The 13,300-nt window shown below is 68.1% G+C and carries 10 protein-coding genes; 6 read left to right on the forward strand and 4 right to left on the reverse strand.

The window, feature by feature from the left end; genetic code table 11:
• Window positions 1–75: 75 nt before the first annotated feature.
• From astD to U6115_RS17445, 4 genes are all read right to left on the reverse strand, one after another.
• The gene (astD, locus tag U6115_RS17430; protein WP_043575319.1) at window positions 76–1,536 is read right to left on the reverse strand and encodes a succinylglutamate-semialdehyde dehydrogenase; all 1,461 of its coding nucleotides are present in this window, start codon (window positions 1,534–1,536) and stop codon (window positions 76–78) included.
• Window positions 1,533–2,570: an arginine N-succinyltransferase gene (gene astA / locus U6115_RS17435; RefSeq protein WP_043575321.1), complete on the reverse strand. Its 1,038-nt coding sequence runs from the start codon at window positions 2,568–2,570 to the stop codon at window positions 1,533–1,535. Before astA ends, astD begins: the two co-directional genes overlap by 4 nt.
• Window positions 2,571–2,582: 12 nt before the next feature.
• Complete coding sequence (gene aruF, locus U6115_RS17440) at window positions 2,583–3,602, reverse strand: arginine/ornithine succinyltransferase subunit alpha (protein WP_043575323.1); 1,020 nt, start codon at window positions 3,600–3,602, stop codon at window positions 2,583–2,585.
• A 142-nt stretch (window positions 3,603–3,744) separates the two neighbouring features.
• Entirely contained in the window at window positions 3,745–4,959 is a 1,215-nt protein-coding gene (locus U6115_RS17445; protein WP_043575325.1) for an aspartate aminotransferase family protein, read from the reverse strand.
• A gap of 466 nt (window positions 4,960–5,425) precedes the next feature.
• Here U6115_RS17445 and U6115_RS17450 point away from each other — a divergent pair, with 466 nt between their 5' ends.
• The 6 genes from U6115_RS17450 to U6115_RS17475 all read left to right on the forward strand — a co-directional run bounded on the left by U6115_RS17450 (window position 5,426) and on the right by U6115_RS17475 (window position 13,235).
• On the forward strand, window positions 5,426–6,934 hold the full coding sequence (locus tag U6115_RS17450; RefSeq protein WP_080770230.1) for a carbohydrate porin: 1,509 nt from the start codon (window positions 5,426–5,428) through the stop codon (window positions 6,932–6,934).
• A 56-nt stretch (window positions 6,935–6,990) separates the two neighbouring features.
• Window positions 6,991–8,109 (forward strand): NHL repeat-containing protein, encoded by a 1,119-nt coding sequence (locus U6115_RS17455; RefSeq protein WP_043575327.1) that lies wholly within the window; start codon window positions 6,991–6,993, stop codon window positions 8,107–8,109.
• A complete protein-coding gene (gene efeB / locus U6115_RS17460; protein ID WP_043575329.1) occupies window positions 8,106–9,386 on the forward strand; it encodes an iron uptake transporter deferrochelatase/peroxidase subunit in 1,281 nt (426 codons plus the stop codon). The genes U6115_RS17455 and efeB overlap by 4 nt, the downstream gene beginning before the upstream one ends.
• A 51-nt stretch (window positions 9,387–9,437) precedes the next feature.
• A complete protein-coding gene (locus U6115_RS17465; RefSeq protein ID WP_043575331.1) occupies window positions 9,438–10,439 on the forward strand; it encodes an iron ABC transporter substrate-binding protein in 1,002 nt (333 codons plus the stop codon).
• A gap of 76 nt (window positions 10,440–10,515) precedes the next feature.
• The gene (locus U6115_RS17470; RefSeq protein WP_047244331.1) at window positions 10,516–12,132 is read left to right on the forward strand and encodes an ABC transporter permease; all 1,617 of its coding nucleotides are present in this window, start codon (window positions 10,516–10,518) and stop codon (window positions 12,130–12,132) included.
• Entirely contained in the window at window positions 12,120–13,235 is a 1,116-nt protein-coding gene (locus U6115_RS17475; RefSeq protein ID WP_047258317.1) for an ABC transporter ATP-binding protein, read from the forward strand. The genes U6115_RS17470 and U6115_RS17475 overlap by 13 nt, the downstream gene beginning before the upstream one ends.
• The last annotated feature ends 65 nt before the right edge of the window (window positions 13,236–13,300 follow it).

Raw genomic sequence — 13,300 nt, forward strand, 5'->3', positions numbered from 1 at the left:
GTCCCGCCATCAGACGGCGCCTGTCGGCGCCGCCCCCTCTCCCGCGAGGAAGAGCGCTTGGGGGAGAAGGCGCGCTTACAACACGATGCCCGGCGACAGCTGGGCCGGCAGCGCCAGAGTGTCGCACTCCAAGGACGCCACCGGGTAGGCGCAGTAGTCCGCCGCGTAGTAGGCGCTGGGGCGATGGTTGCCGGACGCGCCGATGCCGCCGAACGGCGCGGCGCTGGAGGCCCCGGTCAAAGGTTTGTTCCAGTTGACCACCCCGGCGCGCGATTCCAGCCAGTAACGGTCGTACAGCTCGCGGCTGTCGGACAGCACGCCGCCGGCCAGGCCGAAGCGGGTGTCGTTGGCGATGGCGATGGCCTGGTCGAAATCGCCGTAGCGGATCACCTGCAGCAGCGGGCCGAAGAATTCCTCGTCCGGGCGGACCACGGCGGTGGTGTCGATGATGCCCGGCGTCAGCATCGCCGCGCCCGCTTCCAGCCGGCGCATCGCCAGCAACGGCTTGCCGCCGGCGGCGAGCAGCGCGTCCTGCGCCTTCAGCAGCGCGTCGGCGGCGGCATTGGAAATCACCGCGCCCAGGAACGGCGCCGGCTCGGCATCGAACTTGCCAACGCGCAGCTTGCCGGCCACCTCGACCAGGCGGGCGACGAAGGCGTCGCCCCACTCGCCTTGCGGCACCAATAGGCGGCGCGCGCAGGTGCAGCGCTGGCCGGCGGAGACGAAGGCCGACTGGATCACGTGATGCACCGCGCCGTCCACATCGGCCACGGGGCCGACGATCAGCGGGTTGTTGCCGCCCATCTCCAGCGCCAGTATCTTGTCCGGGCGGCCGGAGAACTGCTTGTGCAACAGCGCGCCGGTGGCGGAGCTGCCGGTGAAGAACAGGCCGTCCAAGCCCTCATGGCCGGCCAAGGCCACGCCGGTGTCCTTGGCGCCTTGCGCCAGGCCGATCACGCCGGCCGGCAAGCCCGCCTCGGCCCACAGCTTGACGGTGATCTCGGCGGTCCACGGCGTCAGTTCCGATGGCTTGAAGATCACCGCGTTGCCGGCCAACAGCGCCGGCACGATGTGGCCGTTGGGCAGGTGGCCGGGGAAGTTGTACGGACCGAACACCGCCACCACGCCGTGCGGCTTGTGGCGCAACACCGCCTGGGCGTCGCCCATCGCCGCGGCGCGCTCGCCGGTGCGCTCGGCCAGCGCCTTCAGCGAGATGTCTATCTTGCCGACCATGGTGGCGACTTCAGTCGTCGCCTCCCACAGCGGCTTGCCGGTTTCCTGGGCGATGACGCGGGCCAGCTCGGCCTTGCGCTCGGTCAGCAATTCGCCGAAGCGGCGCACCACTTTGGCGCGCGCGTCGAGACCGGCGCGCGCCCAGGCCGGGAAAGCGGCGCGCGCAGCCTGCACCGCGGCGTCCACCTGGGCGCCGCTGGCGGCGCGGCCGCTCCACAATGGCGCATTGTCGGCCGGATTGGTTTTGGCCATGGCTACGCCGTCGCCGGCCAGCCACTTGCCATCGATGAACAGACTGCTCATTGCACTGCCTCCTTCGGCGTCAAGGTCACGCAGCGGACATGGCCGCCGTCCTGCACATCCAGCGCCCGCGCCAGCTCAGGCGTCAGGCAGAATTCGCCTTGCGGGCGCACCGCTTCCACCAGCACGCTGCGGAAACCCGCCAGCGCGTCGTTGCATACCAAGTACCATTCGCGCTCGCCCTGCGGCAGCGGGTCGCACACCTTGGCCGGCAGCCGCTGGCTTTCCTTCACCGCGCGGATATCGCTGACATAGGCCTGGATGGTGGGGCCGGCGTCGAAGATGTCGACATAGCCTTCATAGCGGAAGCCTTCCGACTCCAGCAGCGCCACCGCCGGGCGGGTGCCCTCGTGGGTCTGGCCGATCACCGCCTGCGCCTCCGGCGGCAGGAAGTCGACATACACCGGGTGCTTGGGCATCAGCTCGGCGACGAAGGCCTTCTGGCCGACGCCGGTCAGGTAGTCGGCCTTGGCGAAATCGATGGAGAAGAAGTGGCGGCCCAGCGCCTCCCAGAACGGCGAGTTGCCGGCTTCGTCGGACACGCCGCGCATTTCGGCCACCACCATCTTGCCGAACAGCTGCGGAAACTGCGCCAGGAACAGGAAGCGGCACTTGGACAACAGGCCGCCGTTGCGCTTGACGCGGTAGTCCGGGTGCAGGAACAGCGTGCACAGCTCGGAATAGCCGGTATGGTCGTTAGACAGGAACAGCGTCTCGTGGCGGCTGTACACGCCCAGCTCTTCCGAGGCGTGGACGATGGTGCCGACGCGGTAGTTGTACCAGGGCTCCTTCAGCCCCACCGCGGCCTCGATCGCGCAGATGCCGGCCACCGCGCCGGTGTCGGAATCTTCCAGCACGAACACATAGCAGTGGTCCGCCTTGTCCAGCTCGCCGGAAAAAGACAGCACCGAGCGCGCGATGCGGCGCGACAGCCGCTCCTCGTTCACCGGCAGCGTGGTCAGGCCGATGCCGGCGCTGCGCGCCAGGTTCATCAAGCCGTCCAGGTCCTTGTGTTCAACGGGACGAATAAACATCATGGCCGGTTCTCCTCACTCTGCCTGCAGACCGGCGACGCGCACCCGGTCGCCGCTGGTCACGCCCAGCGCCCTGGCGGCGTCGGGATTGATGAAGGCCACGCCGTCGACTACGGCGACGCGGGCGGCGGTGGCGGCGAAAGCCGACAGGCGCTGGTTGCTCACCAGCTGCAGGCTGGCCTGCGCCGGCAGGCTGGCCTGGATTTCCACCGGATGGCTGCGGCTTTGCTCCACCGTTTTCAGGCGGTCGAGCTCGGCGGTCAGCACCGCGCCGCCGTCGAAGATGTCCAGGTAGTTGTCGGCCTCGAAGCCTTCGTTGCACAACAGCCGGCACACCCGCTCGAAATCGGGATGGATCTGGCCTATCGCCTGCTGCGCCTCGTCCGGCAGCAGCGGCACATAGATCGGGTAGCTGGGCATCAGCTCGGCGATGAAGGTCTTGCTGTGGCTGACGAAGGCCTGCTCTACCTGCAGAAAGTCCAGATTGAAGAAGCGGCGGCCGATGGCGTTCCAGAACGGCGACTGGCCGGCCTCGTCGTGGATGCCCTGCATTTCGGCGATGATGCGGCGGCCGAAGCGCTCGCGCTCGCCGGCGATGAACAGCAGCCGGGCGCGCGACATCAGCTCGGCGGCCAGTTGATCCAGCCCGCCCTCCACGTAGAAGCCGCAAAGCTGCACGGTGCCGGTCAGGTCGTGGCAGATGTTGAGCACGTGGATGCGGTTGTTGACCTTGAGCGCGCGCGACGCATGCACCGCCGTTTCGCTGCGGTAGCTGTAGAAGGGCTCGTCGAAGCCCGCCGACGCGCAGATGGAGGCGGTGCCCACCACCGCGCCGCCATGCTCCAGCACGAACATATAGTATTCGCTGCCGGCATCGCCGATGGCTTCATGCTCGAAAGCGCGGATCGATTGCTGGATGCGCTCGAACAGTTTCTCGCGGTTGCTGGGCAGGCTGGTGACGCCGATGCCGCTGGCCTGGGCCAGCCTCTCTATCGCCGGCAGGTCCGAAGTCCGGATGGGACGCACGGTAAACATGGGAAATCCTCCCTCGTTGCGCAATGGCCGGCCCGAAAACCGGGCGCAGCCGCAGCCGCGACCCGGCGCAAAACGGGGTCGTGGCGATGGTATCGGGGTAGCTTGGGGGGCGCCGCATGAAGTGGTCCATGCGGCGCGGCGCTTACTTGGCGGCCGCCATTTCGGCGACGGCGGCCTCCAGGCGCTTCAGGCCTTCGTCGATGTCGGCGTCGCTGATCACCAGCGACGGCGCCAGACGCAACACGCTCAGGCCGGCAACCAGGATCATCAGCTGCTGCTTTTCCGCGGCCTTCAGGAATTCGCGGGCGCGGCCGTTGTATTCGTCGGTCAGCACGCAGCCGATCAACAAGCCCTTGCCGCGCACCAGCTTGAACACCTTGTGCTTGGCGTTGATGGCTTCCAGGCCGGCCACCAGGCGCTGGTGGCGCGCCTCGACGCCTGCCAGCACTTCGGGCGAGCTGACGATGGACACCACCTTGTGCGCCACCGCGCAAGCCAGCGGGTTGCCGCCGTAGGTCGAGCCGTGGGTGCCGATGACGAAGCTCTTGGCCACCTTCTCGGTGGTCAGCATCGCGCCGATCGGGAAGCCGCCGCCTATGCCCTTGGCAGAGGACAGGATGTCAGGCGTCACGCCGTATTGCTGGTAGGCGTACAGCGCGCCGGTGCGGCCCATGCCGCTTTGCACTTCGTCGAAGATCAGCAGGGCGTTGTGCTGGTCGCACAATTCGCGCGCGGCCTTGAGGAAGGCCGGGTCGGCCGGCAGCACGCCGCTCTCGCCCTGGATCGGTTCGATCACCACCGCACAGGTCTTGTCGGAGATGGCGGCCTTCAGCGATTCGATATTGTTGAATTCGAAGTGGGCGATGCCGCCCGGCACCGGGCCGAAGCCTTCGGTGTACTTGGGCTGGCCGCCGACGCTGACGGTGAACAGCGTGCGGCCGTGGAAGGAATTGACGCAGGACAGTATCTGGTTCTTGTCCGCGCCGAAATGATCATGAGCGTACTTGCGCGCCAGCTTGAACGCGGCCTCGTTGGCCTCGCCGCCGGAGTTGCAGAAGAACACGCGCTCGGCGAAGGTTTTTTCCACCAGCAGGCTGGCCAGCTTCAGCGCCGGCTCGTTGGTGAACACATTGGACACGTGCCACAGCTTGTTCGCCTGTTCGGTCAGCGCCGCCACCAGCTCCGGGTGGCAGTGGCCCAGCGAGTTGACGGCGATGCCGCCGGCCAGGTCGACGAATTCGCGGCCGTCCTGGTCCCACACGCGGGAACCCAGACCCTTGACCGGGATGAAGCCGGCCGGGCCGTAGTTGGGCACCATGACCTGATCGAAATCAGCGCGGGATACGGTATTGCTCATTGATGGTTTCCTTCCTTGTTCTGTCGTGCGTTTTTTTATGCTGTCGATCGATTCTAAATTAACCCGGCCGCGCCCCACTATCCGGGATGCGACATGGGCGTATAGAAAGTTTTACGCTGCCCGATTTAAATTGTCAGACAAAATACAGCCCGTTCTTTCCCATCCAGTTATGCCTGCTGCAAAAAATGCAGAGATCTCGTCAACCAAACAAGAATGATTGTCGTTTATTGAGAGGAATGCGCGGCGATCCCGGCAAAACCACCGGATGCTGCGGAGCAGCATAGCGCACAAACGCCTTGCGGCTCCAGCTGCGGCGCGCTGATTTCGCTTTTTATGCGAATTCATTGCGAAATAGCACGCCGCTCGTCCGCTTGGCGCTGGCAATCATCGCGCCACGGGATATAACAATAATAAGAATCAATTAGAACAGTGCCGCCAGGCGGCCGAAGAATGGAGAATCGACAACGTGAAACGCCCCTTCCTGCCGAACGCGGCCGCCAAGCCGCTCCGGATCTCCTCGCTGGCGCTGGCCGTGCTGCTGGGCTGCGGCCTGCAGGCCGCCCACGCTGAGGAAACCGACGCCGCAGCCAACCCGGCCGACCTGCCCGAGGCCGACCAGGCGATCAAAGCCAAACCCGACAACCAGTGGACCGGCTGGTGGAACCGCTCCACCCTGCTGGGCGACATGGGCGGCCTGCGCTCGGCGCTGGGCCGCCAGGGCGTCACCCTGGGCCTGACCGAGGCCAGCGAATACCTGCGCAACGTCAGCGGCGGCGTCAAGTACGGCGGCGACTACCAGGGCCTGGCCACCCTGACCCTGGGCCTGGACACCCAGCGCGCCGGCTGGTGGAACGGCGGCAGCTTCAATGTCAGCGTGCTGGACATCCACGGCAAGGCCTTCACCGCCGATCACGTCGGCAGCATCCAGAGCGCCAGCGGCATCGAGGCCGACCGCGCCACCCGGCTGTGGGAGGCCTGGTTCCAGCAGCAGCTGAACGGCGAGCGGCTGGACGTGAAGATCGGCCAGCAAAGCCTGGACCAGGAATTCATGGTCACCCAGTACGGCGGCGCTTTCATCGGCACCATGTTCGGCTGGCCGGCGGTGCCGTCGGCCGACCTGCCGGCCGGCGGCCCGGCCTACCCGCTGTCCGGCCTGGGGGTGCGCCTGCGCGGCAAGCTGGGCGACAACATCACGCTGCTGGGCGGCGCCTTCGCCGGCGACCCCACCCGCGACGTCAGCCAGAACCCGAACGACCCGCAGCAGCTGAACAAGTACGGCACCACCTTCAGCCGCCACGGCGGCACGCTGTTCATCGGCGAGATGCAGTACGGCCGCAACCTGCCGTCCAACGGCGCGGTGGAAGCGCCGCGCGGCGCGGCCGGCGTCGGCGGCCTGCCCGGCACCTACAAGCTGGGCTTCTGGTACCTGAACCAGAAAACCGCCGACACCCGGATGGACGTCAACGGCCAGCCCATCGCCCTCACCGGCGCCAACCCGCAGCTGCACAGCGGCAACTACAGCATCTACGCGGTAGCCGACCAGACCGTGTGGCGTCCGGCCGAGGACAGCAGCCAGACGCTGAACGTGTTCACCCGGCTGATGGGCGCGCCGGGCGACCGCAACCTGGTCAGCTTCTCCGCCAACGCCGGCGTCACGCTGACCGCGCCGTTCGCCGGCCGCGACAACGACACCGTCGGCCTGGCGGTCGGCTATGTCAAGGTAGGCAACCACGCCGCCGGCAACGACGCCGACACCGGCATCGCCAACGGCAACTTGGCCTATCCGGTGCGCAGCGATGAAACCCAGGTCGAAGCCACCTACATTTATCAATTGACGCCATGGTGGCAATGGCAGGCCGACCTGCAGTACGTGCGCAACGTCGGCGCCGGCGCGGTGTCGCCCAACGACCCGACCCAGACCCAGCGCATTCCCAACAACTGGGTGGTGGGCCTGAAGACCACCATCACCTTCTGAGTCAGAACCTGCAGACAGGCCGGACCACCGATCCGGCCGCAATGGAGAGAGTAAAGATGAAGCGGAACTTCTCGCGCCGCGGCCTGGCCGCCGCCGCCGCCCTGCTGGCCCTGGCCGGCGCGGCCCATGCCGACGGCGCCTTCCTCGCCGGCATCAAGCGCCACACCATCCTCGCCAACACCGTGCCCGACAACGGCGACCAGAACCCATACGCGATCGCGGTGTCGCCGGTGAGCGCCGGCAAACTCAAGCAGGGCGACGTGCTGGTGGACAACTTCAACAACGCCGCCAACCTGCAGGGCCTGGGCAGCACCATCGTCAACTACCACCCGGACAGCAAGAGCCTGACCCTGTTCGCGCAAATCCCGCGCACGCTGCCGCAGTGCCCGGGCGGCGTCGGCCTGTCCACCGCGATGACGGTGCTGAAAAGCGGCTGGGTGATAGTGGGCAGCACGCCCAGCAACGACGGCACCACCGATACCAAGGGCGCCGGCTGCCTGATGGTGCTGGATTCGTCCGGCAAGCTGGTCGACACCTGGGTCGGCGCCGACATCAACAACCCCTGGGGCAATATGGCGGTGATAGACAACGGCGACAAGGCGACCCTGTTCGTCAGCAACGCCGGCTTCGGCGTCGGCAGCGCCAAGGGCACGCCGCCGGTGGTGAACCTCGCCACCGTGCTGCGGCTGGAGTTGGACATCCCCGCCGGCCAGCCGCCCAGGATCGTCAGCCGCACCGTGGTGGCCAGCGGCTTCGGCGAGCAGGCCGACAAGGGCGTGTTCCTGATCGGCCCCACCGGCCTCGCCTACGGCAAGGACGACAAGCTCTACGTATCCGACGCGCTGGGCAACCGCATCAGCGAGATCTGGGACGCCACCACCCGCACCACCAGCGCCGGCATCGGCCGCACCCTGACCCACGACGGCCTGCTGCTGCGTCCGCTGGCGCTGGCCACCACGCCGCAGGGCCACCTGCTGGTCACCAACGGCTCCAACGGCAAGGTGGTGGAAATCGACCCGGCCAACGGCGAGCAGCTGGGCGCGCGCTGGATAGACGCCAACAAGGCGCAAACCCCGCCCGGCAACGGCGACCTGTTCGGCATCGCCATGACGCCGGAAGGCGACGGCTTCTATTTCGTCGCCGACGACAACAACAACCTGGTATTGGCGAAATGACAAACCGCGACAAGCCGAAACAGCCCTCGCGGCGCGGCTTCCTCAAAGGCGGCGGCGCGCTGGCGATGGCCGGCTGGCTGGGCGCCGGCAAGGCGCTGGCCGGCCCGACCCCGCACGCCAAAGCGGCGGCGTCGGCCGGCCGCGAGCCGTTCGACGGCGTCCACCAAGGCGGCATCCTCACCCCGCAGCAGCAGAACAGCTACTTCGCCGCCTTCGACCTGCAAACCGCCAAGCGCGAAGACGTGATCGCCCTGCTCAAGGCCTGGACCGAGGCCGCGCGGCGGCTGAGCCAAGGCCTGCCGGCGCGCGCGCTGTCGGGCCAGAGCGACAAGGCGCCGCTGGACTCCGGCGAAGCCGTCGGCCTGGCCGCCGCCCGCCTGACCCTCACCTTCGGCTTCGGCCCCGGCCTGTTCAGCAAGGATGGCGTCGACCGCTACGGCCTGGCCAAGCACAGGCCGGAAGCGCTGGTGGACCTGCCCAAGTTCAACGGCGACCAGCTGGTGCCGGAAAAGAGCGGCGGCGATTTGTCCATCCAGGCCTGCGCCGACGACCCGCAAGTGGCCTTCCACGCGGTGCGCCAGTTGGCCGCCATCGCCGACGGCATCGCCAGCGTGCGCTGGGTGCAGACCGGCTTCGCCAGCGGCGCGCCCGGCGGCGGCACCCCGCGCAACCTGATGGGCTTCAAGGACGGCACCAACAACCCGTCCACCAAGGACCCGGCGCTGATGAACCAGTTCATCTGGGTCGGCGACGAGGGCGGCTGGATGAAGAACGGCAGCTACCTGGTGGTGCGCCGCATCCGCATCGCGCTGGAGCACTGGGACAAGACCGAGCTGGGCTTCCAGCAGGAAGTGGTCGGCCGCTACAAGGACAGCGGCGCGCCCTTGGGACAGAAACACGAATTCGAGCCGATGAACCTGGCCGCGGCGGACAAAGACGGCAACCCGCTGATTCCGGACACCGCCCATTCGCGCGTGGCTTCGCCGCAGGAAAACGACGGCGCCCGCATCCTGCGCCGCGCGTATTCGTACAACGACGGCGCCAACTTCTACGCCGAGCGCTGGCCGCCCTGGCGCCAGGGCGTCGAATACGACGCCGGCCTGTTCTTCATCGCCTACCAGCGCGACCCGCGCACCGGCTTCATCCGCATCAACAAGAAGCTGGCGGCGATGGATATGATGAATCAGTACATCACCCATGTCGGCAGCGCCGTTTTCGCCTGCCCGCCCGGCGCGCGCCCGGGCGGCTACATCGGCGAAGCCCTGTTCCAGCTCTGAACCATCCAACCGGACGCCGCCCGGCGGCGTCCACAAGGGAGCCACCAAGCCATGAAACGCAAACTGATCTCCGCCCTGCTCGCCGGCTCGCTGCTGGCCGCCAGCCAGCTATCCACGGCCGCCAGCCTAGTGCTGTACAACGCCCAGCATCCGCAAACCATCAAGCTCCTGACCGCCGACTTCGAAAAGATGAGCGGCATCAGCGTCAAGGTCCGCTCCGGCGAAGGCCCGGAGTTGTCCGCCCAATTGCTGGCCGAAGGCAAGGCCTCGCCGGCCGACGTCTATTTCGCCTCCAACTCGCCCGAGCTGATGCTGCTGGAAGGCAAGCAGATGCTGGCCAAGCTGCCGGCCGCCACCTTCTCCGCCATCCCGGCGCGCTACAGCTCGCCGCAGGGCGAATGGGTGGGCGTGATGGCGCGTGAAAACGTGCTGGTGTTCAACACCAAGCTGGCCGCCGGCGCCCAGATGCCGGCCTCGCTGCTGGACCTGGCCAAGCCGCAATGGAAGGGCAAGCTGGCCATCGCCCCGTCCGACGGCGACTTCCTGCCGCTGGTCAGCGCGGTGCGCGCGCTGAAGGGCGAGCCGGCGACGCTGGCCTGGCTGAAGGGCCTGCGCGACAACGCCCAGACCTTCGACGACAACGAAGGCGTGGTGGCGGCGGTGAACCGCGGCGGCGTGGCCGTCGGCGTCATCAACAACTACTACTGGACCCGCCTGCAGGTGGAGCTGGGCAGCAAGGGCATGCACAGCCAGTTGTACCACTTCGGCAACGCCGACGTCGGCGCGCTGATCAACGTCTCCGGCGCCGGCATCCTCAAAACCGCGCGCAACGCCGACGCGGCGCAGAAGTTCCTCGCCTACCTGGTGAGCCCGCGCGCGCAGCAGCTGATCGCCAAGAGCAACATCACCTTCGAATACCCGCTGCTGCCAAGCGTGGCGCCGGCCCCGCAGCTGAAGCCCTTCAACCAGCTGAACCCGCCGCCGCTGGACATGCAGAAGCTGGGCGACGACAGCCAGTCGGCCAAGCTATTGCGCCAGGCGGGCCTGCTGTAACGCCCGCGCCGGCCGCGAAAGCCGCGCAGCTTGGGGCTTTCGCGGCGCATCAGGCTTTTCCAATGAGGTTTTCAGGATGAACATCGCCATGCGCCTGGCTGGCGGCAGCAGCCGGCGGCCCGCCGGCCTCATCGTCAGCGCCGCCCTGGTGGCGCTGCTGGCCTTGCTGCCGCTAGGCTTTACCCTGTGGCAGGCGGCCAGCGTCGGCTCCGGCGACGCCGCCGAACTGCTGCTGCGCCCCATCGTCGCCCGGCTGGCCGGCAACACCGCCTTGATCGTGCTGGCCAGCACCTTCAGCTGCGCCGTGGCCGGCACCGCCTCCGCCTGGCTGGTGGAGCGCACCCGCTTGCCCGGCCACCGGCTGTGGGCATTGCTGTGCGTGGCCCCGCTGGCCATTCCGCCCTTCATCACCAGCTTCGCCTGGGTGTCCATCAGCCCGGATCTGCAGGGCTTCTGGGGCGCCTGGCTGGTGCTGACCACCGCCTACACGCCGCTGGTCTACCTGCCGGTGTCGGCGGTGCTGCGCAATATGGACCCGGCGCTGGAGGAAACCGCGCGCTCGCTGGGCCTGTCCGCCTGGTCCTGTTTCCGGCGCGTGACGCTGCCGCAGCTGAAGCCGGCGCTGCTGGGCGGCATGCTGCTGGTGGCGCTGTCGAGCTTGTCGGAATTCGGCGCCTTCATGCTGCTGCATTTCCACACCTTCACCACCGAAATCTACGCCGAATACCGCGCCAGCTTCGACAGCGCCGGCGCGTCGCTGCTGGCCAGCGTGCTGATGGCCGCCGGCGTGCTGATCCTGCTGGCCGAACTGCGCGTGCGCGGCGAAAGCCGCTACCAGCGGCTGGACCGCGGCGCGCGCCGCGCCGCCGGCCGGCTGGAACTGGGCTGGAAACGCTGGCCGGCGCTGCTGTGGCTGGCGCTGCAAGGCTCGGTCACGCTGCTGGCCCCCATCGCCACCATCCTGTACTGGACCCTGCAACCAGGCGCGGACGCGGTGACGCCGGCCGAGGTATCGCCGCAGCTCTTGCTGTCGGCCACCGCCACCTCGCTGGGCCTGGGCCTGGCCGCCGCCGCGCTGACCACGGTGCTGGCGCTGCCGCTGGGCTATCTGCTGGCGCGCCATCCCGGCCGGCTGGCCCATTTGCTGGAGCGGGTGGTCTATCTGGCTCAGGGCGTGCCGGGCATCGTCATCGCGCTGGCGCTGGTCAACCTAGCCATCGAGTGGCTGAAGCCGCTGTACCAGAGTGCGCTGATGTTGGCGCTGGCCTACGCCATCATGTTCCTGCCGCTGGCGCTGGTCAGCGTGAGGAGCGCCTTGATGCAGGCGGAAAACAAGCTGGAAGAGCTGGCGCGTTCGCTGGGGCTCAACTGGTGGCAGGCTCTGTGGCGGGTGGTGCTGCCGCTGGCGGCCCCCGGGCTAGGCGCCGCCGCCAGCCTGGTATTCGTCTCCGTCATCACCGAACTGACCGCCACGCTGCTGTTGGCGCCCATCGGCACCGAGACGCTGGCCACCCAGGTATGGGCCGACACCGCCGCGCTGGCCTTCGCCGCCGCCGCGCCGTACGCCGCCATCCTGATCGCGCTGTCGCTTCTCGCCACCTGGCTGCTGATGTCCTGCCTGGGACGCGGCGCGGTGCTGGGCGGCCAGCCGCAACCATGGAATCAACAGGAAGATCCGCCATGTCGGAACTGAAAATAGAGAAGCTGGGCAAGCGCTTCGGCGAGCACCGGGTGCTGGACGACATCACCCTGACCGTCGAACAAGGCTCGCTGCTGGCCTTGCTGGGGCCGTCCGGCAGCGGCAAGACCACGCTGCTGCGGCTGCTGTGCGGCTTCGAGCGCTGCGACGAGGGCAGCATCCACATCGGCGGCCGGCTAGTGAGCAGCCCGCAGCTGTACCTGCCGCCGGAGAAGCGCCAGATCGGCTACGTGCCGCAGGAAGGCGCGCTGTTCCCGCACCTGTCGGTCTCGGACAACATCGTCTTCGGCCTGCCGCGCGCCGAGCGCCGCGAACGCCGCCGGGTGGCGGAGCTCTTGGACATGGTGGGCCTGCCGGCCGACTTCGCCGCCCGCGCGCCGCAGCAATTGTCCGGCGGCCAGCAACAGCGCGTCGCCTTGGCGCGCGCGCTGGCGCCCAAGCCGGCGCTGGTGCTGCTGGACGAGCCGTTCTCGGCGCTGGACGCCGCGCTGCGCGCCGAAACCCGCCAGGCGGTGGCCGACGCGCTCTCCGCCAGCGGCACCACCGCGCTGATGGTGACGCACGACCAGGCCGAAGCGCTGACCATGGGCCGCCAGGTGGCGGTGCTGTGGCAGGGCAAGCTGCTGCAAGTGGCCGCGCCGCAAACGCTGTACCAGCGCCCGGCCAGCCCGGAACTGGCCGACTTCGTCGGCGACGCGGTGCTGCTGCCCGGCCGCGCCCAGGGCGGCGAGGCCCACTGCGCGCTGGGACGGCTGCCGCTGCTGGACGGCATGCCGCAAGGCGAAGTCAATGTGCTGCTGCGGCCGGAGCAAATCCGCCTGCTGCCGGCATCGCCCGACCACGCGCGTCAGGCGAAAGTGCTGGACGTCAGCTTCAGCGGCCACGACGCCAGCGTGCGGCTGATGCTGGACGACGGCAGCCTGCTGGCCGCCCGCGTCCCCGGCCACCGCTGCCCGCAGCCCGGCCAGACGATGGCGCTGCAAGTGGAAGGCGCTGTCGCCTGTTTCGCCGCGCCCGGCAGCGCCAGCAGCGGCGGCGGCAATATCGCCACCACCCGCCTACAGCACAGCCCGGCGCTGTTTAGACAGGAGAAGTGAACCTTTATCTTCAGCAGAGAACAAAGCCCACTCTCGTAAAAAAGCCTTCCCGATATGGGAAGGCT

This window comes from Chromobacterium subtsugae, assembly GCF_035919665.1.
Classification (GTDB): domain Bacteria; phylum Pseudomonadota; class Gammaproteobacteria; order Burkholderiales; family Chromobacteriaceae; genus Chromobacterium; species Chromobacterium subtsugae.

Coding starts and splice junctions, on each gene's coding strand:
- astD (WP_043575319.1), bottom strand. CDS start 1,536: ATGAGCAGTCTGTTCATCGATGGCAAGTGGCTGGCCGGCGACGGCGTA.
- astA (WP_043575321.1), bottom strand. CDS start 2,570: ATGATGTTTATTCGTCCCGTTGAACACAAGGACCTGGACGGCTTGATG.
- aruF (WP_043575323.1), bottom strand. CDS start 3,602: ATGTTTACCGTGCGTCCCATCCGGACTTCGGACCTGCCGGCGATAGAG.
- U6115_RS17445 (WP_043575325.1), bottom strand. CDS start 4,959: ATGAGCAATACCGTATCCCGCGCTGATTTCGATCAGGTCATGGTGCCC.
- U6115_RS17455 (WP_043575327.1), top strand. CDS start 6,991: ATGAAGCGGAACTTCTCGCGCCGCGGCCTGGCCGCCGCCGCCGCCCTG.
- efeB (WP_043575329.1), top strand. CDS start 8,106: ATGACAAACCGCGACAAGCCGAAACAGCCCTCGCGGCGCGGCTTCCTC.
- U6115_RS17465 (WP_043575331.1), top strand. CDS start 9,438: ATGAAACGCAAACTGATCTCCGCCCTGCTCGCCGGCTCGCTGCTGGCC.
- U6115_RS17470 (WP_047244331.1), top strand. CDS start 10,516: ATGAACATCGCCATGCGCCTGGCTGGCGGCAGCAGCCGGCGGCCCGCC.
- U6115_RS17475 (WP_047258317.1), top strand. CDS start 12,120: ATGTCGGAACTGAAAATAGAGAAGCTGGGCAAGCGCTTCGGCGAGCAC.